The organism is Actinoplanes subtropicus, assembly GCF_000721705.1.
GTDB lineage: Bacteria > Actinomycetota > Actinomycetes > Mycobacteriales > Micromonosporaceae > Actinoplanes > Actinoplanes subtropicus.
The window spans coordinates 128,856-152,756 of sequence record NZ_JOJL01000006.1 but is presented as its reverse complement, the minus strand read 5'-3'; the positions used below and the strand labels follow the sequence as shown (position 1 = coordinate 152,756).

Annotated in this window: 17 protein-coding genes; 12 read left to right on the top strand and 5 right to left on the bottom strand. The window is 71.6% G+C overall.

Annotation, left to right across the window (positions count from 1 at the left end; genetic code table 11):
* Nucleotides 1-8 precede the first annotated feature (8 nt).
* The gene (gene murQ / locus IH26_RS0110255) at nucleotides 9-944 is read right to left on the bottom strand and encodes an N-acetylmuramic acid 6-phosphate etherase (protein WP_030435900.1); all 936 of its coding nucleotides are present in this window, start codon (nucleotides 942-944) and stop codon (nucleotides 9-11) included.
* 251 nt (nucleotides 945-1,195) lie between these two features.
* Here murQ and IH26_RS0110250 point away from each other — a divergent pair, with 251 nt between their 5' ends.
* Genes IH26_RS0110250 through IH26_RS0110240 form a run of 3 tightly spaced genes read left to right on the top strand, consistent with a single transcriptional unit; the run spans nucleotide 1,196 to nucleotide 5,148 of the window.
* Nucleotides 1,196-2,476 (top strand): exo-beta-N-acetylmuramidase NamZ family protein, encoded by a 1,281-nt coding sequence (locus IH26_RS0110250; protein ID WP_030435899.1) that lies wholly within the window; start codon nucleotides 1,196-1,198, stop codon nucleotides 2,474-2,476.
* Nucleotides 2,473-4,167: a serine hydrolase domain-containing protein gene (locus IH26_RS0110245; protein ID WP_034214504.1), complete on the top strand. Its 1,695-nt coding sequence runs from the start codon at nucleotides 2,473-2,475 to the stop codon at nucleotides 4,165-4,167. The genes IH26_RS0110250 and IH26_RS0110245 overlap by 4 nt, the downstream gene beginning before the upstream one ends.
* 21 nt (nucleotides 4,168-4,188) lie before the next feature.
* Complete coding sequence (locus tag IH26_RS0110240; RefSeq protein ID WP_281179718.1) at nucleotides 4,189-5,148, top strand: MurR/RpiR family transcriptional regulator; 960 nt, start codon at nucleotides 4,189-4,191, stop codon at nucleotides 5,146-5,148.
* Nucleotides 5,149-5,160: 12 nt separating this feature from the next.
* Here the strand turns inward: IH26_RS0110240 and IH26_RS0110235 are convergent, their stop codons facing one another.
* On the bottom strand, nucleotides 5,161-6,132 hold the full coding sequence (locus tag IH26_RS0110235) for a quinone oxidoreductase family protein (RefSeq protein WP_030435896.1): 972 nt from the start codon (nucleotides 6,130-6,132) through the stop codon (nucleotides 5,161-5,163).
* A gap of 91 nt (nucleotides 6,133-6,223) precedes the next feature.
* On the opposite strand from IH26_RS0110235, the gene IH26_RS0110230 reads away from it, so the two are divergent.
* Both IH26_RS0110230 and IH26_RS0110225 read left to right on the top strand, forming a co-directional pair.
* Nucleotides 6,224-6,802: a TetR/AcrR family transcriptional regulator gene (locus tag IH26_RS0110230; protein ID WP_030435895.1), complete on the top strand. Its 579-nt coding sequence runs from the start codon at nucleotides 6,224-6,226 to the stop codon at nucleotides 6,800-6,802.
* Between the two features lie 52 nt (nucleotides 6,803-6,854).
* Nucleotides 6,855-8,486, top strand: coding sequence for a sensor domain-containing diguanylate cyclase (locus IH26_RS0110225; RefSeq protein ID WP_157437146.1), 1,632 nt, complete (start codon nucleotides 6,855-6,857; stop codon nucleotides 8,484-8,486).
* Nucleotides 8,487-8,491: 5 nt separating this feature from the next.
* Here IH26_RS0110225 and IH26_RS0110220 read toward each other — a convergent pair whose 3' ends face one another.
* The 3 genes from IH26_RS0110220 to IH26_RS0110210 are packed head-to-tail and all read right to left on the bottom strand — an operon-like array spanning nucleotide 8,492 to nucleotide 11,243.
* Nucleotides 8,492-8,932 (bottom strand): hypothetical protein, encoded by a 441-nt coding sequence (locus IH26_RS0110220; protein WP_157437145.1) that lies wholly within the window; start codon nucleotides 8,930-8,932, stop codon nucleotides 8,492-8,494.
* 32 nt (nucleotides 8,933-8,964) lie between these two features.
* Nucleotides 8,965-10,458, bottom strand: coding sequence for a glycerol kinase GlpK (gene glpK, locus IH26_RS0110215; RefSeq protein ID WP_030435892.1), 1,494 nt, complete (start codon nucleotides 10,456-10,458; stop codon nucleotides 8,965-8,967).
* Between the two features lie 23 nt (nucleotides 10,459-10,481).
* The gene (locus IH26_RS0110210; protein WP_030435891.1) at nucleotides 10,482-11,243 is read right to left on the bottom strand and encodes an IclR family transcriptional regulator; all 762 of its coding nucleotides are present in this window, start codon (nucleotides 11,241-11,243) and stop codon (nucleotides 10,482-10,484) included.
* Between the two features lie 123 nt (nucleotides 11,244-11,366).
* Here IH26_RS0110210 and IH26_RS0110205 point away from each other — a divergent pair, with 123 nt between their 5' ends.
* From IH26_RS0110205 to IH26_RS0110170, 7 genes are all read left to right on the top strand, one after another.
* On the top strand, nucleotides 11,367-12,212 hold the full coding sequence (locus IH26_RS0110205; RefSeq protein WP_030435890.1) for an MIP/aquaporin family protein: 846 nt from the start codon (nucleotides 11,367-11,369) through the stop codon (nucleotides 12,210-12,212).
* Nucleotides 12,205-13,722, top strand: a complete 1,518-nt coding sequence (glpK, locus tag IH26_RS0110200) for a glycerol kinase GlpK (RefSeq protein ID WP_030435889.1) — start codon at nucleotides 12,205-12,207, stop codon at nucleotides 13,720-13,722. Before IH26_RS0110205 ends, glpK (IH26_RS0110200) begins: the two co-directional genes overlap by 8 nt.
* 2 nt (nucleotides 13,723-13,724) lie before the next feature.
* Nucleotides 13,725-15,428, top strand: coding sequence for a glycerol-3-phosphate dehydrogenase/oxidase (locus IH26_RS0110195; RefSeq protein WP_030435888.1), 1,704 nt, complete (start codon nucleotides 13,725-13,727; stop codon nucleotides 15,426-15,428).
* Nucleotides 15,429-15,534: 106 nt separating this feature from the next.
* Nucleotides 15,535-16,701, top strand: coding sequence for a serine hydrolase domain-containing protein (locus IH26_RS0110190; protein WP_034214499.1), 1,167 nt, complete (start codon nucleotides 15,535-15,537; stop codon nucleotides 16,699-16,701).
* Nucleotides 16,702-17,001: 300 nt separating this feature from the next.
* On the top strand, nucleotides 17,002-18,651 hold the full coding sequence (locus IH26_RS0110185) for an alpha/beta hydrolase (protein WP_157437144.1): 1,650 nt from the start codon (nucleotides 17,002-17,004) through the stop codon (nucleotides 18,649-18,651).
* Between the two features lie 345 nt (nucleotides 18,652-18,996).
* On the top strand, nucleotides 18,997-22,620 hold the full coding sequence (locus tag IH26_RS55740) for a LamG-like jellyroll fold domain-containing protein (RefSeq protein ID WP_157437143.1): 3,624 nt from the start codon (nucleotides 18,997-18,999) through the stop codon (nucleotides 22,618-22,620).
* Nucleotides 22,610-23,896, top strand: a complete 1,287-nt coding sequence (locus IH26_RS0110170; protein ID WP_063763672.1) for an ABC transporter substrate-binding protein — start codon at nucleotides 22,610-22,612, stop codon at nucleotides 23,894-23,896. The genes IH26_RS55740 and IH26_RS0110170 overlap by 11 nt, the downstream gene beginning before the upstream one ends.
* Nucleotides 23,897-23,901 lie beyond the last annotated feature (5 nt).

Below are 23,901 nucleotides of genomic sequence, written 5' to 3'. Positions count from 1 at the left end.
CTTCGGTGTCAGTTTCCGGGCCCGGCGATGGCCAGCGCCGGCCGCACCGCACCCCCCGTCTCGGCCAGCGCCCGCCGCGCCGCCGGCACCGGCACCTCGGCCAGCAGCGACACCAGCGCGACCCGGCAGTCGCCCTCGGCGAGCTCGGCGGCCTCCGCGCAGACCCGCGGCTCGAGCCCGGTCGCCTCGACCAGGATCCGCACCACCCGCCCGCGGAGCTTCGCGTTGCGGGCCGCGACCGCCACCATCAGGTTCGAGTAGGTGCGGCCCAGTCGCACCATCACCGCCGTGGAGAATGCGTTGAGCAGCATCTTCTGCGCGGTACCGGCCTTCATCCGGGTGGATCCGGCGATCACCTCCGGGCCGGTGGCCACGCCGACGTGCACGTCGACCTCGGCGCCGAGGCTCGCCGCGGGATTTGCGGATATCAATATCGTACGGGCTCCGCGCCCCCGCGCCGCCCGCAACGCGCCGACCACATAGGGCGTACGCCCGCTCGCGGCCAGCCCGACCGCCACGTCCCCCGGCCCCAGCTCGCCACCCTCGGCGGCGCCGTTGGCCTCGCGGTCCTCGACGCCCTCGATCGGGCGCTGCACCGCCTCCAGGCCGCCGGCGTGGTGCGCGACCACCTGCGCCGGGTCGGTGCCGTAGGTGGGCGTGAGCTCGGCCGCGTCCATCATGGCGATCCGCCCGGACGTGCCGGCCCCGAAGTAGTGGACGCGGTGGCCGGCCCGCAGCGCGACGGTGGCCAGGTCGACCGCGGTGGCCAGCGCGGGCAGGACCGCGCGAACCGCGGCGGGCACCTTGGCGTCCTCGTCATTGATCATCCGGAGCAGGTCGAGCGTGCTCGCGAGATCGATGTCGACCGTCTCGGGATTGCGCTCCTCGGTGGGGGCGACAACCCAGGGCGGCGTCGCGTCGGTGCTGTTTTGCGATGGCGGCACGGAAGAAACTTTCCATCTCCACAGTGCATACGTCAATGGCTTACCTGGGCCGCCGACGAGTCCCTGTCCCTGATCAGACATTGAGCGTCATTGACTGGAACTATTCCATGTCAGTAACCTACGAACTCAGCAAGGAACCGGTAAGGAAGCTACGGGGACTACGGGGGACGTAGCTTCGGGAACGGGGGCCCGCGGTTGGGCGACGGCGATGCCGCCCAGCCGCGCGGGCCGATGACGGAGGGGAGCACCCCGTGCCGGTGGGCCGACGAGGGGTCCTGGCCGGGGCGCTGGGCGCCGCGGCGGGAGCGCTCGCCACCCCGGCATCGAGCGCACTGGCGGCGAGGGGGCGGCCGCGGGTGCGTACCGGCATCGAGCTCTTGATCTCCTCGCGGTATGCGACGCTGCGCGGGCAGCGGGTCGGGGTGATCACCAACCCGACCGGGATCGTGCCGGACCTCCGGCACGAGGTGGACGTTATGCACGCCGATCCTGGCGTCTCGCTGGTCGCCGTGTTCGGCCCGGAACACGGCTTCCGCGGGACCGCTCAGGCGGGCGGCTCCCAGGGCTTCTACGAAGATCCGCGCACCGGACTGCCGGTCTACGACACGTACCGGAAAAGCGGTTTGGATCTTGCCAAGGTTTTCACCGCGTCCGGCGTGGACACCGTCCTCTTCGACATCCAGGACGTCGGCGCGCGGTTCTACACCTACATCTGGACGCTGTACGACTCGATGGTCGCGGCGGCCCTGGCCGGCAAGCGCCTCGTGGTGCTGGACCGGCCGAACGCGATCTCCGGCCGGCGGGCGAGCGGCCCGGTGTTGCACCCGGAGTTCGCCACGTTCGTCGGCCGCAAACCGATCAGCCAGCAGCACGGCATGACCGTCGGCGAGCTGGCCCGGCTGTTCAACGCCGAGTGGGTGCCCGCCGACGCCGGCCGACCGGTGTCGCTGGAGGTGGTGGAGATGACCGGCTGGTCGCGGGGGATGTACTACGAGGAGACCGGGCTGCCGTGGGTGCCGCCGTCGCCGAACATGCCGACCGTGGACACCGCCTTGGTCTACCCGGGGACCTGCCTGTTCGAGGGGACCCAGGCGTCGGAGGGGCGCGGCACCACCCGGCCGTTCGAGGAGATCGGCGCGCCGTACGGGGACTGGCGCTGGGCCGAGGCACTCACCGCGCTCGAGCTGCCCGGCGCGGCGTTCCGGGAGAACTACTTCACGCCGACGTTCGCCAAGTACAGCGGGCAGACCGTGGGCGGCGTGCAGCTGGTCGTCACCGATCGGCACCGGTTCGACGCGGTCCGCACCGCGATCGCCATGCTGGTCACGCTCCGGCGCACCTATCCGGCCGGGTTCGCCTGGCGGCCGGACAACTGGATCGACAAGCTGACCGGCTCGGCGTACGTGCGGACGTCCGTCGACGCCGGCCTGGAGACCGACGCGATCGTGGCCGGCTGGCGGGACGAGCTGGCCGCCTTCCGCGCGCTGCGCGCGAAGTACCTGCGCTATCCCGACCGGGGCGGCAGCCGATGATCCCGGCGCTGGTCGCGGCCGTCGCCGCGCTGAGCCTGATTCCCGGCCCGCCCACGGTGACCGGCGACGACGTCCGCTTCACGCCGGGCGTACGGCTGCACTACGGCAGCGCCGAGCGGGCCGGCCTGGTGCCGGCCGAGATCGAGAAGATCGCCACCGACATCGCCTGGTACACCCAGCCCGCGGCGAATCCCGCGGAGTACCCGGGCGCGGTCGCGCTGGCCGCGCACGACGGGGTCATCGTGGCGCACGACGCGACCGGGTACGCGCTGCGCTACGCCGACGACAAGCCCACCGAGCTGCCGCCGGACCAGTGGATCCCGATGCGGCGGGACACCATCTTCGACATCGCCTCGATGACCAAGCTCTTCACCACGATCGCCGCCGTGCAGCTGGCCCAGGCCGGGACGATCGGGCTGGACACCCCGGTGGCGGCCTACCTTCCGCAGTTCGCGGCGAACGGCAAGGCCGGCATCACCGTCCGGGAGCTGCTCACCCACACCTCGGGGCTGCCCGCCGACCCGGCGCCGTCGCTGTGCACCTACGCCACCGACGACGCACGCTGGGCGGCCGTCTACGCCGTCGCGCCGGTCGCGCCGCCGGAGACCGCCTACCTCTACAGCGACCTGAACATGATGGTGCTGGGCAAGATGATCGAGGCGGTCACCGGTTCGTCGCTCGACCGCGTGATCGCCCGGCAGATCACCGGGCCGCTCGGGATGACCGACACCATGTTCAACCCGCCGGCCGCGCTGCGACCGCGGATCGCCGCCGAGGAGTACCAGCCGTGGACCGGCCGCGGCATCGTCTGGGGCAGCGTGCACGACGAGAACGCGTACTGCGCCGGCGGCGTCTCCGGCCACGCCGGCATCTTCTCCACCGCGCACGACCTGGCCCTGCTCGCCCAGACCCTGCTCGACGGCGGCAAGCTCGGCCACACCCGGATCCTGTCCGAGTCGAGCACCCGGTCGTTCTTCACCAACTTCAATCGGGCGTACGCCGGACACGACCACGGTCTGGGCTTCGAACTCGACCAGCGCAAGTACATGGACGCCCTCAGCTCGCCGGTGACCGCCGGGCACACCGGCTACACCGGCACCGATCTCGTGCTGGACCCGCTGTCCCACTCGTTCGTCATCCTGCTCACCAACCGGGTGCACCCGAGCCGGGGCGGCGGCAGCCCCACCGCGGCCCGGGACGCGGTGGCCCGGGACCTGGCGCTGGCCCTGCCGGTGCGCCCGGTCTCCGGCCGGACCGACTGGTTCTCCGGCGTCGCCGATGCCACCACCGCGACGCTGACCGTGCCGCTACCGGCGGTCACCGGCGCCCGGCTGTCCTTCGCGCTCTGGTACGACACCGAGGAGACCGACGTCGGGCATCTCGAGGCCACCGCGGACGGGACGACCTGGCAGCCGGTGCCGTTCTCGCTGCGGACCGGCCGGAACGGGTGGACGACGGACGGGTCGTTCGACGGCTTCGAGGGCCGGCGATGGCTGGCCGCCGCGGCCGAGCTCCCGCCGGGGACCACGGCCGTGCGCTGGCGCTACCAGACCGACGCCGTCTACGAGGGGCGCGGCGTCTACGTCGACGCGATCCGGGTCAGCGGTCCGCGGGGTCTCCTCTTCGACGACCGCCGGCCGGGCGACGCCGCCCGCGTTCAGCTGGGCGGATGGCAGGTCAGCCGAGATTGAGGGTCGACTACCTTGACTGCTATGGCACCACGCACCCGTAACCTGGCGGCCCCGAAGGGGCCCGGGTTCTCCGCGCCGTCCGTAGGACCAGGCGTCGGTAGCAGCACAGCCACGGCGGTGCACATCAGGTCGCTGTTGCCGAGCCTGCAGCCGTCGATGCGGCAGGTGGCCGATCAGGTGCTGTCGGACACCAGCGCCACCGCGTCGCTCACGGTCACCGAGCTCGCGATCGCCTCCGGCGTCTCCGAGGCGACCGTCATCCGGTTCTGCAAGGCGATCGGCTTCGCCGGGTATCCCCAGCTGCGGCTGGCGCTGGCCGCCGAGAACGGGCGCGCCCAGGGCGCCGACCGCGTCGACCGCGACCTGGAGAGCGACATCGCCCCCGGCGACGACCTCGCCAAGGTGGTCGAGAAGATCGCCTTCGCGGACGCCCGGGCGGTCGAGGAGACCGGCGCCCAACTGGACATCGTCATGCTGGAACGGGTGGTCGAGGCGCTGGTCCGGGCCCAGCGGGTCGACCTCTACGGGGTGGGTGCCAGCGCGTACGTGGCCCTGGACTTCCAGCACAAGCTGCACCGGATCGGCCGGGTCGCCTTCGCCTGGTCGGACACGCACGTGGCGCTGACCAGCGCCGCCCTGCTCCGCCCCGGCGACGTCGCGATCGGCATCTCGCACACCGGCACCACCACCGACACGATCGACGCCCTGGCCGAGGCCCGCGCGCACGGCGCCACCACGGTCGCGCTGACCAACTTCCCCCGCTCTCCGATAGCCCACGCGGCCGAGCACGTGCTGACCACGGCGGCGCGCGAGACGACGTTCCGCTCGGGCGCCACAGCGAGCCGGCTGGCCCAGCTGACCGTGGTCGACTGCCTCTTCGTGGGGGTGGCCCAGCGGACGTACGGGCAGACCCTGGCCGCCCTCGACGCCACCCGGGCGGCGGTCGGCGCCCGGCACACGTCGACCCCGCGGCGCCGCTAGCGTTGCTGTGCGTCAGGGGGCCAGCAGGACGCGGCCGATCGTGGAGCGGTCCTCGAGCAGCTCGTGCGCCTTGGCCGCCTCCGTGAGCGGCAGCGTCGCCCGGACGTCCATGTGGAGCCGGCCGTCCGCGAAGTACTCCGCCACCTCGGCCATCTCGGCGCGGGCCTGGTCGGGGCGAGCCTTGCGCCAGGCCAGCAGGGAGAAGCCGGAGACGGTTCGCTGGGCGAAGAAGGAGCGGACCGGCAGGTCGGCCAGCTCGCCGCCGGCCAGGCCGTAGATGACCGCGCGGCCCATCGGCGCGAGCAGGTCGATGCTGTGCGTCAGCGTGGCGCCGCCGACCGCGTCGAGGGCGACGTCGACGCCGCCGGGCGCGGCGGCCCGCACCTGGTCGGGCCAGTCGTCGGCGGTGTAGTCGATGCTGACGTCGGCGCCCAGCTCGCGGGCGTGCCGGCGCTTCTCCTCGGTGCTGGCGGTGGCGATCACCAGGCCGGCGCCGAGCAGCTTGGCCAGCTGGATCGCCAGGCCGCCGATGTTCCCGGCCGCGGAGTGGACCAGCACGGTCTCGCCCGCGGCCACCTGCCCGGTGCGCAGCACGCGCAGGGCGACCGGCCCGGCCGTCGGCAGCAGGCTGGCCGGGCCGGCGGGCAGGCCGGCCGGCACCGGGGCCAGCCAGGCCGCGTCGGCCAGCGCGTAGTCGGCGAACGCGTCCGGGTCGACCAGCGCCGCCACCCGCTCGCCGAGCCGCGCCGGGTCGACGCCGGGGCCGGTCGCGTCGATCGTGCCCACCACGTCGCCGGTGGGGGAGCCGGGCAGCGGGCGGTAGAAGATCCCGCCGGCGTTCCCGCGGATCTTCGTGTCGACGAAGTTCGCGCCGATCGCCTCGGCCCGCAGCCGGACCTGGCCGGGGCCGGGCTCGGGCAGCGAAGTCTCCTCGACGGTCAGCACCCCGGGCCCGCCGTACTCGTAGTAGCGGACGCGTCGCATGGCAGCCTCCTGGTAAATTGGACCGGCGGTCAACTTAGCCGACCGTACGGCATAAGTTGACCGCCGGTCCAGTTATTTGAGGGGCGAAGGCATGGCCGAGCGCGCCGACGCGGCCCGCAACCGGCAGGCGATCCTGCGCGCGACCGAGGAGTTGCTGACCCGGCTGCCGCCCGAGCAGATCTCGATGGAGCGGGTCGCCGCCGCGGCCGGGGTCGGCAAGGGCACGGTCTTCCACCGGTTCGGCAGCCGGGCGGGGCTGATGCGGGCGCTGATGCAGGAGCGCGCGATGGTCCTGCAGGAGGCGGTGGTGGACGGGCCGCCGCCGCTGGGCCCGGGCGCGCCGGCGCGGGAGCGGCTGCTCGCCTTCGTCGACGGGGTGATCGAGGTCGTCTCCCGCAACAAGGGGCTGCTCGCCGCCCTCGACCACGCCGAGGCGGTGGTGTCCGCCAAGATCCCCGACGACGACCCGCCGCCGCTGCACGCGATCTGGCACCGGCACATCGCCGGCCTGCTGCACGAGGCGCGGCCCGGCCTGGACGCCGACGTCACCGCCCACCTGATCCTCGCGTCCCTGCACAGCGACCCGATCCAGCGGCTGGTGGTCACCGGCGAGGGCGCCGCCCGCGTCGCCGCCGGCCTCCGCACTCTGATCACGGGCGTCCTCGACTAGCCGCTCAAGCCGGGCGAGTGCGAGCATTACCCGCGGGTAAGCGGGAGGCCGGATGGGTGACGAGAACCCTTCAGTGGCGCACGGCCGCGCCGATCGGTCCGGCGTGGCCCAGCCGATGACCGACAGCGCCGCGCGCTCCGCCGAGCTCGACCGCCTGGAGGACTGGACCGGCCTCGACCCGCGCGGCCGCTCGGCCCGCGCGGCCGAGCTCGAGCTGATCGCGGCGGCCGCCGGGGACGCGCCGGCCGAGATGCGGGCGCGGCTGATCCAGGCCGACGTGGCCGAGCGCGCCGGCGACGCCAAGCCGGCGGTCGCCGTCATGTGGCAGGTCAACGAGTGGGCGCGGGCGCACGGCCACCGCTATCTGATCGCCCGCAGCCACCTGCTGCTCGGCCGCACGTACCGCAACATGGGTGACGTGGCCGCCCTGCTCGAGCACGCGGTCGCCGCCGTCGAGCACCTCGACGACTCGGTGCACCCCCGCCGCCGCCTCCCGTACGTCGTCAAGTACGCCGACGCCCTCACCGAGACCGGCTCCATCGAGGCCGCCCGGGAGCGCTACCGCCAGGCCGCCGACCTGGCCCGGCACAGCACCGACGTACGGGATGAGGTGATGGTCCTCAACAACCACGCCTACGCCGAGTACCTCGCCGGCGAGCCCGGACGCGCCTGGCAGCTGATCGAGCGGCTGCGCGCGGTCGCCGCCGCCCGCGGCCATCGCCTCGACCCGAACGACCTGGACACGGTGGCGAACGTGCAGCTCGCCCTGGGCCGGCACGCCGAGGCGGAGCAGACCGTCCTCGAGGCGATCGCCGCGTACCCGGACGGCCACCAGGAGTCCGACGCCCTGCCGGAGTTCCTGCTCACCCTCGCGGTCACCCGGCGCCTGCAGGGTGACGTCGCCGCCGCCCGGGACACGCTCGACGAGTGCCGGGCGCTCTGCGTGGCGCACGGGCACGGCGAGATCCTGGTCCGGGTGCGGCAGGAGCAGGCCGAGCTGTACGCGATGGCCGGCGACTTCCAGCGGGCGTTCGATGAGTACAAGCGGTTCCACGCGGCCGAGAAGCGGGTGCTGGACGAGCAGCGGGAGGCCCAGGCCCGTACCCGGCAAGCGCTTTTCGAGGTGAACGAGGCGCGGCAGGAGGCCGAACGCTTCCGGGAACAGGCCCGCCGCGACCCGCTGACCGGCCTGCGCAACCGCCGCTACGTCGACGAGCACCTGCCCGGCCTGATCGAGCGGGAGTCGCCGCTCTGGGCGGCCGTGCTCGACCTCGACCACTTCAAGCAGGTCAACGACCGGTGCTCGCACGAGATCGGCGACCAGGTGCTGGTGGCGGTGGCGGCGCTGCTCGCCGACGCGGTGGCCGGCGTGGACGAGCACCGGGCGTTCGCGGCCCGGCTCGGCGGCGAGGAGTTCCTGCTGGTGCTGACCGGCCTGGGCCGGGCCGACACGCTCGCCTTCCTGGAGCGGCTGCGCCGCCGGGTGGCCGCGCACCCGTGGGGCCCGGTCACCGGCGACCTGCCGGTGACGATCAGCGTCGGCGTGGCCCTGGCCGCGGTCGGCGGAACGCAGGCGACCCTCCTAGCCGCCGCCGACGACCAGCTCTACGAGGCGAAACGGGCCGGGCGGAACCGGGTGCGGATGGCCGCCCGGGCGACGCGACCCACTCTGACAAGAGGCTAGGACGATCAGCCGCCGGGGCAGCGCGTGTCGCCGCCGCTGCGCTCGATGCATCGGCTGGGTGTCGGTGGCGCCGGGATGCGCGCCGGGGTGGCTTTCCAGCCGAGGTCGGCCATCCCCGCGGGGACCAGGAGTAACGCCGCGGCCAACCCGACGACCGTGATCAGCCCGCAGAGCCCGGCGATGATCGGTCGGCGGTACCGGGCACCGATCACCGTGGCCGCGCCGGGCAGCAGCACCAGTACTACGGCGAGGGCCAGGATCAGCCTCCCGGCCTCGGCCTGCCGCCCGGCGGCGATGGGAGCGGCCCTGGGCAGAGTGAACCCGGTGAAGAAGGCCGCAACGGCAAGGAACGGCACCGCGAGCAGCCACACCGCCATGACGGCGGCGATCGTGCCGGCGGCACGCCGCCGGCGCGCCTCGAACACCTCGGGACCGCGGATCGGCACCACCGCACTGTAGGTCCTCGAGGCTCGCCGGATCAGGAGGGGCGGGTCCAGTCGAAGGTGCGCTCGACCGCCCGCCGCCAGTTGTGGTACTCGGCCGTGCGGATCTCCGGGTCCATGGTGGGCAGCCACTGCGCGGCCCGGTGCCAGTTCTGCCGCAGGCCCTCCAGGTCGGGCCAGTAGCCGACCGCCAGGCCGGCCGCGTACGCCGCGCCCAGCGACACCGTCTCGGCGGCGAGCGGACGGACCACCGGCACGTCCAGCACGTCGGCGATGAACTGCATGAGCAGGTTGTCGGCGGTCATCCCGCCGTCCACCCGCAGCGTGGTCAGGTCGAGGCCGGAGTCGGCGTTCATCGCGTCGACCACCTCGCGGGTCTGCCAGGCGGTCGCCTCCAGCACCGCCCGGGCCAGGTGACCCTTGGTGATGTACGAGGTCAGGCCCACGATCACGCCGCGCGCCTCGCTGCGCCAGTACGGCGCGTACAGGCCGGAGAAGGCCGGCACGATGTAGCAGCCGCCGTTGTCGGCGACCGTGCGCGCCAGGGTCTCGATCTCCGGCGCGGTGGCGATCAGCTCCAGCTGGTCGCGGAACCACTGGACCAGCGAGCCGGTGATCGCGATCGAGCCCTCCAGCGCGTACGCGACCGGCCCGCCCGCGATCTGGTAGGCGACCGTGCTGAGCAGCCCGTGCGTGGATCGTACCAGCTCGTCGCCGGTGTTCAGGAGCAGGAAGCTGCCGGTCCCGTACGTGCACTTGGCCTCGCCCGGGAAGAAGCAGGTCTGCCCGAACAGCGCCGCCTGCTGGTCGCCGAGCGCGGCCCCGATGCGTACGCCCGGGAAGGCCGCCACCGCCGTGCCGAAGACGCCGATCGATGGCCGCACCTCGGGCAGCATCGCCCGCGGGATGCCGAAGAAGGCGAGCGCCGACGGCGACCAGTCGAGGCTGTGCACGTCGAGCAGCATGGTCCGGCTGGCGTTGGTCACGTCGGTGACGTGCAGGCCGCCGGTCAGCTTCCAGATCAGCCAGGTCTCCATCGTGCCGAACAGGATCTCCCCGCGCTCGGCGCGTTGCCGCAGCTCGGGGTGGTTGTCCAGGAGCCATTTCATGCGCGGGCCGGAGAAGTAGGTCGCCATCGGCAGCGCCGAGTCGTGTTCGACCTCCGGCGCACCGTCCGCCTCCTTCAAGAGCTCGACCAGATCATCCGTACGCGTGTCCTGCCAGACGATCGCGTGGCCGATCGGTGCGCCGGTGTCCCGGTCCCAGAGCAGCGTGGTCTCCCGCTGGTTGGCGATCCCGACCGCGGCGACCTGCTCCTCGGTGATCCCGGCGTTGCGCAGCGCCTCGGGGGCGAGCCGCTCCACATTGCGCCAGATCTCGGCGGCGTCGTGCTCGACCCAGCCCGGCCGGGGGTAGTACTGCTTGTGCTCCTGCTGGGCCAGGGAGACGAGCCGGCCGCGGCGGTCGAAGACGATGCATCGGGTGGACGTGGTCCCCTGGTCGATGGCTACGACGTAGCGCTCGGTCATGCTCTTCCCTCCCCATTGAGGCCTCAGCGCCGGGCGGCTCCGAGTTCCCGGGAGATGGCGCGGGCCGCGTCCCGGACGTAGGCGACGAGATGCTGGTGCGGGCGGTAGTGGCTGTCGCAGATCCGCTCGACCAGCCCGTTGATGCCGATGGCGCCGACCACCAGGCCGCCGTACCCGCGGATGGGCGCGGCCACCGAGGCGTTGCCGGGCGTCATCTCCTCGGCCTCCAGGCTCCAGCCGTTGTCGCGGACGTGCTGGAGCTCGGCCGCCAGGGCGCGCCGGGTGCGGATCGTCCGGCGGGTGAAGCGGTCCAGCTCCTCGGCCGGTTCGGGACCGGCCGCCCGGTACGCGAGCAGCACCTTGCCGATCGCGGTGGCGTGCAACGGCAGCATCGTGCCGACGTCGAGGGTCTGAAAAGTGTCGTCGGGGCGGAACACGTGGTGCACGATCAGCGCCTGCCCGTCCCGGAGGGCGCCGATGCGTACCGCCTCGCCGCTGCGCGCGGCCAGCGGGTCCGCCCAGTTGATCGAGCGGCTGCGTAGTTCGTTGACATCCAGGTAGCCCGAGCCCAGGTGGGGGAGGGCCGGACCGAGTTGATAGTGGCCGGAGACGCGGTCCTGCTCCACGAATCCGACGTGCTGCAGCGTACGCAATATGCCGTGGGTTGTGCCTTTTGCGAGATCCAGCGAGCGGGCTATGTCGCCCAGCGCCAGATGGCCCGATCCGCCGGCGAGCAGACGCAGGATCGCGGCGGCCCGCTCGATGGACTGCACGGTTCCGGGCACGTATCCGACTCTATGCCAGTATGTGAACGCCCACCGTTGTCGAAGTTCGACAATGCCGAACGCCCTTCGTTGCCCGTGCCGTGACCGCTACCTAGCGTCCACGGCATCGAGCAAGGAGGGCACATGGCAGAACGTCTGAAGATCCCGGGCCTGCTCGGCGAGCTACTCGCCGAGTTCGCCGGGACCATGATCCTCATCCTCTTCGGCGTGGGCGTCGTCGCGCAGGTGGTGGCCGGCGGCTTCGGCGGCCACGACAGCATCGCGTGGGCCTGGGGCCTGGGCGTGACGCTCGGCGTCTACGTCGCGGCCCGCACCAGCGGCGCGCACCTCAACCCGGCGGTCACCGTCGCGCTGGCGGTCTTCAAAGGCTTCGCCTGGCGCAAGGTGCTCCCGTACTCCCTCGCGCAGTTCCTCGGGGCGTTCGTCGCCGCCCTGATCGTGCGCTGGACCTACAGCGACGTGCTGCACCACGCGGACCCTGGTCTCACCATCAAGACGCAGGGCGTCTTCTCCACCCTGCCGGGCAACGGGGCGCTGCCGGTCACGCACTGGACCGCGTTCCTCGACCAGATCGTCGGCACGGCCATCCTGCTGTTCCTGATCCTGGCCATCACCGACGAGCGGAACACCTCACCCGCCGCCAACCTGGCGCCGTTCATCATCGGCCTGCTGGTGGTCGGCATCGGCATGGCGTGGGGCACCAACGCCGGGTACGCGATCAACCCGGCCCGCGACTTCGGCCCGCGACTCGCCAGCTTCCTGACCGGCTATGGCGGTGCTTTCCGCGACCAGACCGGGTATCTCTATTTCTGGATACCGATCGTCGCGCCCGTCATCGGCGGTGTGCTCGGCGCCGGTCTGTACCAGTTCCTGATCGCGCGGTTCCTGCCGGCCGCGGGTGAGCCGCAAGAGCCGGGCCGGATTCCCACGCCGCCCGGAGAAGAGACATTGGAGGCAAGCCGTGGCTGACTTCGTCGGAGCCGTGGACCAGGGCACGACCAGCACCCGCTTCATGATTTTCGATCACGGCGGGAACGAGGTGGCCCGGCACCAGCTCGAACACGAGCAGATCCTGCCGCAGGCCGGCTGGGTGGAGCACAACCCGGTGGAGATCCTGGACCGCACCACCACCGTCGTGCGTACCGCGATGCAGCACGCGAACCTGCAGGCCACGGACCTGGCCGCGCTCGGCATCACGAACCAGCGGGAGACCGCCGTGGTGTGGGACCGGCGCACCGGGCGGCCCTACTACAACGCGATCGTCTGGCAGGACACCCGCACCGACCGGATCGCGTCCGCGCTGGACCGGGACGGCCGGGGCGACGTGATCCGCCGCAAGGCCGGCCTGCCCCCGGCCACCTACTTCTCCGGCGGCAAGATCCAATGGATCCTGGAGAACGTCGACGGGGTCCGGGAGGCGGCCGAGCGCGGCGACGCGATCTTCGGCAACACCGACAGCTGGCTGCTGTGGAACATGACCGGCGGGGTCGACGGCGGCAACCACGTCACCGACGTGACCAACGCCAGCCGCACGATGCTGATGAACCTCGAGACCCTGGACTGGGACGACGAGCTGCTCGGCTTCTTCGGCATCCCGCGGTCGATGCTCCCGGAGATCCGGCCGTCCTCCGATCCCAACACGTACGGCGTGGCCCGCTGGCCGGGTCCGCTGGGCGGCGAGGTGCCGCTCACCGGTGACCTGGGCGACCAGCAGGCGGCCACGGTCGGGCAGGTCTGCTTCTCGCCCGGCGAGGCCAAGAACACGTACGGCACCGGCAACTTCATGCTGCTGAACACCGGGACCGAGCTGGTCCGCTCGGAGAACGGCCTGCTCACCACGGTCTGCTACAAGCTCGGCGACGCTCCGGCGGTCTACGCGCTGGAGGGTTCGATCGCGGTGACCGGCTCGGCCGTGCAGTGGCTGCGCGACCAGCTCCACGTGATCAACTCGGCGGCGGAGAGCGAGAGCCTGGCCGCCACGGTGCCGGACAACGGCGGCGTCTACTTCGTGCCGGCCTTCTCCGGCCTGTTCGCGCCGTACTGGCGCTCCGACGCCCGCGGCGCGATCGTCGGGCTGTCCCGGTTCAACACCGGCGCGCACATCGCCCGGGCCACCCTCGAGTCGATCTGCTACCAGAGCCGCGACGTGGTCGACGCGATGGCCCAGGACTCCGGCGTCCACCTGGACGTGCTCAAGGTCGACGGCGGCATCACCGCCAACAACCTGTGCATGCAGATCCAGGCCGACGTGCTCGGCGTGCCGGTGAGCCGCCCGGTGGTGGCCGAGACCACCGCGCTGGGGGCGGCCTACGCCGCGGGTCTCGCGGTCGGCTTCTGGAAGTCGACCGACGAGCTGCGGGACAACTGGAACGAGTCGCAGCGCTGGCAGCCGACCTGGACGGATGAACAGCGCGCGGATGGGTACGCACGGTGGAAGAAGGCCGTGCAACGCACTCTCGACTGGGTTGACGTGGACTGATCATGGTTGCTCTGTCACCGGAGTATCGGGACTCGGCGCTGGCCGCGCTGGCCGGCGCCGAGCTCGACGTGCTGGTCGTCGGCGGCGGCGTGGTGGGCGCGGGCTGCGCTCTCGACGCCGCCACCCGCGGCCTGACGGTCGGGCTGGTCGAGGCGCGCGACTTCGCCTCGGGCACCTCCAGCCGGTCCAGCAAGCTGATCCACGGCGGGCTGCGCTACCTGGAGATGCTCGACTTCGCGCTGGTCCGCGAGGCGCTGCGGGAGCGCGGGCTGCTGCTCACCCGGCTCGCGCCGCACCTGGTCCGGCCGGTCCGCTTCCTCTATCCGCTGCAACATCGAGGCTGGGAGCGGTTGTACGCGGGCAGCGGCGTCACGCTCTACGACGCCATGGCGATGGGCGGCGGGCTGCCGCATCACCGCCACCTGTCACTGCGCGGCGCGCTGCGCGAATGCCCGGCGATGAAGAAGGAGGCGCTGGTCGGGGCGCTGCAGTACTACGACGCCCAGGTGGACGACGCGCGGCACACCATGTTCCTGGCCCGGACCGCCGCGTCGTACGGGGCGCACGTGGCCTCGCGTACGAAGGTCGTGGGTTTTCTGCGGGAGGGCGAGCGGGTCACCGGGGTCCGCGTGCACGACCTGGAGCACGACCGGACCTTCGAGATCCGCGCCCAGCAGGTGATCAACGCGACGGGGGTGTGGACCGACGACACCCAGGCGCTGGTCGGCGAGCGCGGCCAGTTCCACGTGCGCGCCTCCAAGGGGATCCATCTGGTGGTGCCCCGGGACCGGATCCAGTCGAAGACCGGGCTGATCCTGCGCACCGAGAAGAGCGTGCTCTTCGTGATCCCGTGGGGCCGGCACTGGATCGTCGGCACCACCGACACCGACTGGACCCTCGACAAGGCGCACCCGGCGGCCTCCAGCACCGACATCGACTACCTGCTCGAACACGTCAACTCGGTGCTGTCCACCCCACTGACCAGGGCGGACGTCCAAGGGGTGTACGCCGGCCTGCGGCCGCTGCTCTCCGGCGAGTCCGAGTCCACGTCGCAGCTCTCCCGGGAGCACACGGTCGGCAGCCCGGTCCCGGGCCTGGTCGTGGTGGCCGGCGGCAAGTACACGACGTACCGGGTGATGGCCCGCGACGCGGTCGACGCCTGCGTGCACGGGCTGGGCCGCTCGGTCCCGCCGTCCTGCACCCAGGCGGTGCCGCTGCTCGGGGCGGACGGCTTCGCCGCGCTGTGGAACCGCCGCCGCCTGCTGGCCGCTTCATCCGGCTTGCACGTGGCTCGGGTCGAACACCTGCTCGGGCGGTACGGCACGCTGGTCACCGAGGTGCTCGAGCTGGTCGAGAAGGAACCGTCGCTGGGCGGGCCGCTCGAGGGCGCCGACGACTACCTGCGGGCCGAGGTGGTGTACGCGGCGAGCCACGAGGGCGCCCGTCACCTGGAAGACCTGCTGACCCGGCGGACCCGGATCTCGATCGAGACCTTCGACCGGGGCGTGACCGCGGCGCCGGTGGCCGCCTCTCTGGCGGCCGGGGTGCTCGGCTGGAGCGAGGAGCAGACCGAGCGGGAGGTGGAGCATTACCGCCTGCGGGTCGAGGCCGAGCGGCGCTCCCAGGAGCAGCCGGACGACGAGACCGCCGACGCGGCCCGGCTCGGCGCCCCGGAAGTGGTCCCGCTGAGCACCGCCGAGGGATAGGGCTCCGGTTAGCCCTACCCCCGGCGGGGGAGTTGGCACCATCGACCCCCGTCCACGCCTTTCGTACGTTTCGAGAGACAGCTCGGAACGTACGAAGGGACAGCTCATGCGCACAAAAGCCGCCGTCGCCGCGATCCTGGCCGGCGCCCTGATCGCGGGCGGCGTGGCGCCGGCCGCCCAGGCCGCCGGCCGGCCCGACCAGCGGCGGTTGCAGACCGCCGTCGACGATCTGCACGCCATCGGCATCACCGGCGTGCAGGGGCTCACCGGTGCGGGCGGCCGCACGACCACGGCGCGATCCGGCGTCGCGAACCTCGACACCGGGGCGCCGGTGCCCCGCAACGGCTACTTCCGGATGGGCAGCGACACCAAGACGTTCGTCTCGGTGGTCCTGCTGCAACTGGTCGGCGAGCGGCGGCTGTCGCTGGACGACCCGGTGCAGCGCTGGCTGCCCGGCGTGGTCTCGGGCAACGGCAACGACGGCGCCAAGGTGACCGTACGGGAGCTGTTGCAGCACACCAGCGGCATCGCGAACTACACCGGCGACCTGACCGCGCTCGGGTCGCCGGCCGCCTACTACGCCCACCGGTTCGACCACTACGACCCGGCCGACCTGGTCGCGCTGGCGATGAAGCACCCGCCGCTGTTCGCCCCCGGCACGTCGTGGAGCTACTCCAACACCAACTACATCCTGGCCGGCATGATCATCCAGAAGGTCACCGGGCATTCCTGGGCGCGGGAGGTCCACGACCGCGTCCTCGCCCCGCTGCACCTGAGCCAGACGTACGTGCCGGGCGACAACCCGACGCTGCGCGACCCGCACGCCGAGGGCTACAACCAGTTCGCCCCCGGCGGCCCGCTCATCGACACGACGCTCTTCAACCCGACGGCCGCCGACGCGGCCGGTTCCATGGTGAGCACGCCCTCCGACCTGGCGCGCTTCTGGCAGGCATTGCAGACCGGGCGGCTGCTGCGCCCGGCGCAGATGGCGCAGATGCACGACACCGTCCCCGCGCCCGGCCTGGCGGACCCCTTCCCGGGCGCGCGGTACGGACTGGGCATCATGTGGATCGACGACAGCTGCGGCGGCTACTGGTCGCACGCGGGCGACGTGCCCGGCATGAGCACCCTCAACGCCGTCAGCCCGGACGGCCGGCGGGTCGTGGTGCTCTCGCTCACCACCGAGCTCGCCGACCCGGCCGGCGAGCTGGCCGTCTACCGGCGAGCGCACCAACTGATCGACGACACCTTCTGCGCTGATCGTTCGCGGTAGGCGCGCCGAAGTTGCCCGGTCCGCCGCACCTGGGCGGTGAAGCCGGGAAATCGGGTGGCCGCGCGCGCCCGGGCGTCGTGCGTGCGCGGCTGCGGCCTGGATCCCAGGTCGCCCACGCCACAGCCGAGAACATACCGGGCCCCGGACACCCGGAGCGAGGACCGCTCTGACCCGGGCCAGAGCCCGTCGGCGGAACCTGACAATGCGCGCGCCGCGGCATGAGCGCGCCGCCTCGAGCCGCACCCGTTCTCGTTGTAGCGGGGCCGCACGCATTGACGCATTCAAGTAGTTTGAGGTGTCATGACGCGTCTTCGCCTCGTGCTGACCGCCGCTGTCATCGCAGCCCTCGGCGGCACCCTCGTCGCGCCGGCCGCGGCCTCGGCCGGGAACGGCACCTCCGTTTCCTGGTCGGACTGCGGCTCCGGCTTCCAGTGCGCCACTGTCCCGGCCCCGCTCGACTACGATCACCCGCGCGGCGCTCAGATCGCCCTGTCCCTGATCAGACTGCCCGCCACCGACCCGGCACAGCGGATCGGATCGCTCCTGATCAACCCGGGCGGCCCCGGCGGCTCCGGGGTCGACTTCGTCCGGGAGGCGGGCGCCTACTACCCGGCCACCGTCCGCCAGCACTTCGACCTGGTCGGGTTCGATCCGCGCGGCATCTACCGCAGCTCGCCGCTGCTCTGCTTCGACTCGCTCGAGCAGGCCATGGCGTCGCTGCCGCCGTTCCCGTTCCCCCAGACGCCGGCCGAGGAGCAGCAGCAACGGGCCGCCGACGCCCGCCTGGCCGGCGCCTGCGCGAGCCACGGCGGCGCCATCCGCGACCACATGTCCAGCGCCGACGCGGCCCGTGACATGGACCTGCTGCGCCGCGTGCTGGGCGACCGCAAGCTCACCTACCTCGGCTACTCGTACGGCTCGCTGCTCGGCCAGAACTACGCCAACCTGTTCCCGAACAACTTCCGCGCGCTGGTCATCGACGGCGTGGTCGACCCGATCGCGTGGAGCACCGGGCGCGGCGCCCAGGCCCTCACCACCCCGGTCGGCACCCGGATCGGCAGCGCCGACGGCGCCCAGGCGACCCTCCGCGAGTTCTTCCGGCTGTGCGACGCGGCCGGCCCGAATTGCGCGTTCTCCGGCGGGGCGAGCAAGCGGTTCGACGCGCTCGCCGCCAAGCTGCGCGCCCACCCGGCCCAGGTGATCAACCCCGGCACCGGTCAGACGATCACCTTCACCTACAACGACCTGATCGGACTGACCCTCGGCGACCTCTACCAGGCGGCGGTCTGGCCCGACCTGGCCTCGGTCCTCGCCTACCTGGAGGGGCAGGTCTCCCCGGCGGTGCTGGGGGAGAAGCTGGCCGCGATCCGGGCCGATTTCGGGCTGACCGCGAACGCCGCTCCGACGCCGGCCTACTACGCCAACGAGGTGGAGGGCTCGCCCGGCGTGGCCTGTTCGGACACGCTCAACCCGCGGTCGTTCGGCGCCTGGCAGCGGTCCGCCGATCGCAACGAGCGCCAGTACGGCTACTTCGGACGGGTCTGGAACTGGACATGGAGCTCGTGCCGGGTCTGGCCGTCGAGCGCCGGACAGGACCGCTATCTCGGGCCCTGGACCACGCGTACGGCCGCTCCGGTTCTGGTCGTGGGAAATTACTTCGATCCGGCGACCCGGTACCAGGGCGCGGTGACGGCGTCGCACTTGCTGCCGAACTCGCGACTGCTTTCCTACGCGGGGTGGGGGCACGCGGCGTTCTTCATCGCCTTCAATACCTGCGTGAATGACAACGTGGCGAACTACCTGGTCACCGTCCGGACGCCGGCGGCCGGCACGGTCTGCCAGCCGGAGGGCTCGCCGTTCGACCCGCGGTCCGCGACCAAGTCGGTCGCGACCGCCGCCACCGGTGTCGTCCTACCGGCGGCCGTACGACAGGCCCTGCGCGCCAACTGATCGCGTCCGTCCGGAAAGGCCCCGCGTCCCGGCGCGGGGCCTTTCCGCTGTCGAATAGGAAAACGCTTTCCGAAAAGGTTTCAGGCGCCTCGGGCCGGCCGAGGTGGCGTCCGCCCCCTGTGCGCCGACCCCGATTCGCGCGTCATCGCCGCAGGTCGGAGCGTTCCCGCGACCCCGTCATTGACAATGGTCATGATACCGGCTTAGAGTCCCCCCGAAAAGGTTTTCCGTGCCAATGTGAAGCCGCCTCCAGGCTGGTACGGACGGTGTCGCCGACCCGCTCCACGGCCACCGGCCCCCGCCTTCAGTCGACCCCACAGGTTCGCGCTCGCGAAGGGGGATGCCGTGCGTAAAAGGACCGGAGTGGGCGCGTTGTGTCTCGCCCTGATCGGCACGCTGGTGCTGCCGGCCATGCCGGCCGGCGCCGCGCCCGCCGGCGGGTACCACCCGGGCGAGCCGCCCGCGGTCGACCCGGGGGAGCCCACCTTCACCGGCTCGGCCACCCCCATCCCGCCCGAGCCGGCCGGCTACCAGCCGCGCGGCAGCATGCTGCGCGCCATCTACAACGCCGACATCGCGGCCGGCGGCGAGTCGTACTGGTTCGACCGCATCCTCGCCCGCCCCTTCCTGTCCAATGCGGACTCCGCGCTGATGACCCGCGGCCGCGCCCTCTACATGTACACGCACAACCCGCGCGTGCTCGGCTTCGGCGCGGGTGGCGGCGGCGCGAACGGCGGCGGCGGGTACGCGTACCGGCAGCCACCCACCACCGCCGCACCGCAGAGCCTGTACACGGTCGGCGTGACCGGCGATGCGCTGGTGGAGGACACCACCCAGCGCGTCCAGTACCCGAGCTATTTCGCCGGTGTGTACACCCGGCCTGGCCTGTCCGTACAGGAAAAGAAGTTCATCACCGACAACGACGTGGCCGTCACCGACCTGACGCTCACCAACACCGGCACGGCCGCGCTCTCGACGACCCTGACCGCCGCCTCGCCGATCGCGACCGTCGCCTCGGCCGACGGCGCCGAGCTGACCGGCACGGTGACCCTGCGGTACGGGCTGTCCACGATCTTCCCGCGCTTCTCCGGCGACGGGTTCACGGCCGCCGGCGCCGGCCTCACCCGCGCGATCGCCCTCGACCCGGGTGCGTCGGTCACGGTCAAGCTGCAGCTCGGCGCGGTCGCGAACGAGATACCCGCCTCCGCGACCGACTACGCGCGCTACCGGGCGTACGACCCGCGCACCGCGTGGCTCACCCAGATGCGCGAGTACAACCGGTTCTGGGTCGACACCGTGCCCTATCTCGACCTCCCCGACAAGAACGTCGAGAAGATCTCCTACTACCGCACCTGGCTGAACCGCTACAACACGTTCGACGGCAACATCCCGGGCAACGACTACCAGTTCCCGGTCGATCTCGAGGGCGCGCTCGGGTACAACAACCAGATCTCGCTGACCGTCCCGATGCGCCTGCAGGACCTGCAGTTCTGGCGAAACCCGCTCTACCCGTACGGCTCCTGGCTGTCGCAGGGCGAGGAGTCCGGCTGCCAGGCGTTCCACGACAACCCGGGCAACACCGGGAACTGGAACAACACGTACGAGCAGTGGACCGGCGTGCAGGCCTGGCAGAGCTACCTGGTGCACGGCGGGCCGAGGTCGGTGGTGGAGAAGCTGGCCAAGTACGCCGAGTGCGACCTGGACGGCACGCTGGCCAAGTTCGACACCAACGCCGACCACCTGATCGAGTACTCGTCCGGCACGCTCCCCGGCAACGACGCGGACTCGGTGGCCTTCAAGTACTACGGCACCCGCCCGCAGGACCGGACGGAGTCCTCGTACTGGTACGCCGAGGCGCGGACCGCGGCGGACGAGTACCGGCTGCTCGGCAACAAGGCCAAGGCGGCGAAGATGACCGCCGTCGCCGAGGCGATCCGCAAGGCGATCCTGAGCAACCTGTGGGCCGCCGGCCCGGTGACCAACGCGGACGACAGCGGCGGCGGCCAGGCGACCGGCCCCCGCGTGCCGGGGAGGCTGGGCAATGCGGTCAGGCTCAGCGGCAGCAACGAGTTCGTGAACCTGCCGGCCGGCATCGTCGGCGGGCTCTCCGACTTCACCATCTCGGCCTGGGTGAACCCGGACGCCACCACGACCTGGTCCCGGGTGTTCGACTTCGGCACCGGCACCGGTGACTACATGTTCCTGACCGTCAACGCCGGCGGCGGCCCGCGGTTCGCGATCACCACCGGCAGCGGCGAGCAGCAGCTCAACGCCGCCACCCAGCTGCCCGTCGGCACCTGGTCGCACCTGGCGGTCACGCTCTCCGGCAGCACCGGCACGCTGTACGTCAACGGCGCCGCGGTGGCGACCAACACCGCGATGACGCTGCACCCGTCCAGCCTGGGCAGCACGAACCAGAACTGGATCGGCCGCTCGCAGTTCGACGACCCGTACCTCGACGCGACCGTGGACGACTTCCAGATCTACGGGCACGCGCTCGCGGCCGCCGACGTGGCGGCGCTGGCCGGCGGGCAGCCCGGCGCCGGCGACGTGGCGGACTACCGGTTCGACGAGCAGTCCGGCGCGACGGCCGTGGACTCCTCGGGCAGCGGCCACGACGCGACCGTCGTCACGCTGGTGCGGCCCACCGTCACCTGCCCGGGCAAGGTGTTCCTGCAGAAGGACCTGACCACCGGCAATCTGGTGTGCTGGAAGGACCAGCAGAACTTCGCGCCGTTCATCGACAACGTGCCGCCGGACACCCCCGAGTACACCCAGGCGCTGCGCTACTACGCCGACGCCGCCGAGTTCCCGATCATGCCGATCTACACGGCGGACCAGGCCGACCAGGCCGCCGATGTCGCCTGCGAGGCGTGCAGCCACGGCAGCAACAACTTCTCGAACATCAACGCGACGCTGCAGGCGCGGCTGTATTCCAACGCGCTGCGGGCGTACTCCTCGCAATACATCACCCCGGACATGTACCGGCAGCTGATGTCCTGGCTGGCCTGGAACGAGGACATCAACGGCGACAACCGGTTCCCGGACAACAACGAGTTCTTCTTCGACTGGGACCCGGCGACCAAGACCTACGGCCGCTCCGGGATCCACCACGACGTGCTCGGCTCGTACAACTGGATGTTCTTCCAGGACGTGGCCGGCCTGCGCCCGCGGCTGGACGACAAGGTCGAGCTGTGGCCGATCGACATGGGCCTGGACCACTTCACGGTGAACAACCTGAGCTACCACGGCAGCGACCTGACCATCGTCTGGCAGAAGCCCGGCGGGACGGTGTATTACCCCGCCGCGCCGGCCGGGTACTCGCTCTACGTCGACGGCCGGCGCGTGTTCACCGCGCGCACCCTGGCCCACGTCGTCGTCCCGGCGCCGCTGCGGGCGGCCGACCAGGTCAGCCTCGCCGGCAACGCGCGCCTGGTGGACAGCTTCCAGAAGGCCGGCCTGGACGTCTCCCGCGAGCACCCGGCGGTGGATCTCGCGGCCGGGAAGGCCACGACCGCCTCGTACGCCGCGACGACCGCCGCGAACGCGGTGGACGGCTTCACCATCAGCGGGCTGCCGGTGACCTTCGGGCCCTACGTGGGCACGAACCCGATCTGGGGCACCCTCGGCTCGCCCGACGCGCAGGACTGGCTGCAGGTCGATCTCGGCCGGGCCACTCGATTCGACACCGTCCAGCTCTACTTCTACAGCAACAAGGCGTTCGGCTCCGGCGGCAGCACCTACCGGGAACCGGCCGCCTGCACGGTTCAGTATTTCGACGGCTCTGCCTGGGTGGACGTCCCGGGGCAGAAGGCGTCCCCGGCAACACCGGCCCCCAATTTCAACGAGGTCACCTTCCCGCCGATCTCGGCCCGGCAGGTACGCGTGCTCGTCACGCCGGCTGCCGGACGCGCGGTCGGGGTCAAGGAGCTTCAGATTTTCGACATGAGGAGCGGACATGGCCATTAACAGGTGGCGATTGCCGGTCATAGGCGTGGTCGTGGCGCTGACCGTGGCCGCATGTGGCGGCGGTGGCAGCAAGACGAGCAGCAGCAGCAACCCGGACGACGGCACCCAGCTGACGATGTGGGTGCGCTCGGCCACCGACCAGTTCAGCCAGCGGCTGGTCGACGCGTACAACTCGAGCCACAAGAACCACGTGGCGCTGACCATCATCCCGAACGACAACTACCTGACCAAGGTCGGTGCCGCGGCCGGCTCGAAGAGCCTGCCGGACATCCTGGCCTCCGACGTGGTCTACTCGCCCAACTACACCAAGCAGGGGCTGTTCCAGGACATCAGCGCCGACGTGAAGGCGCTGCCGTTCTACCCCAGCATCGCCCAGTCCCACCTGAAGGTCGCGTCCTACGACGGCAAGATCTACGCGGTGCCGCACAAGCTGGACTCGTCCGTGCTGTTCTACAACAAGGACCTGTTCAAGCAGGCCGGCCTCGACCCGGAGAAGGCGCCGGCCAACTTCACCGAGATGCTCGCCGACGCACGTAAGATCACCGCGCTCGGGCACGGCATCACCGGCTTCGACCTCGCCGGCAGCTGTGGCGGCTGCGGCGTCTACACCCTGTTCCCGTACGCGTGGGCGGCGGGGGAGCAGGTGCTGTCCGACGACGGCAAGAAGGTGATGATCAATACCCCCGCCTTCAAGTCGATCTTCACGATGTACAAGCAGATGAGCGACGAGAAGCTGGTCGACTCGAGCGACAAGGCGCAGGACGGCTCGACCTGGCCGGCCAACTTCGAGGCGGGCAAGGTGGGCATCCTGCCGCTGGGCTCGCCGATCGTGGGCGACCTGCTCAAGCAGACCAAGTTCAAGTGGGGTGTGGCCCCGCTGATGGCGCCGGACGGCTCCGGCACCTCGACCTTCATCGGCGGCGACGTGGCCGGCATCTCGGCCACCTCCAAGCACCGGGCCCAGGCGTGGGACTTCCTCAAGTGGACCCTCGAGGACAACGCGCAGGTGGAGATCATCGCCAAGAACGGTGACCTGCCGGGCCGCACCGACCTGTCGGGCAACAAGTACACGGCCGCGGACCCCCGCACCAAGCTCATCGCGGACGGCCTGAAGAACGGCCACACGCCGTTCGCCCTGCCGTTCGGCGACCTGTTCAACAACCCGAACGGGCCGTGGGTGGCCACGATCCGGGCCGCGCTCTACGGACCCGGCGTCGACCAGGCGCTCGCCGACGGACAGTCCAAGATCCAAGCGGGCCTGGACGCGGCGAACTGATGAGG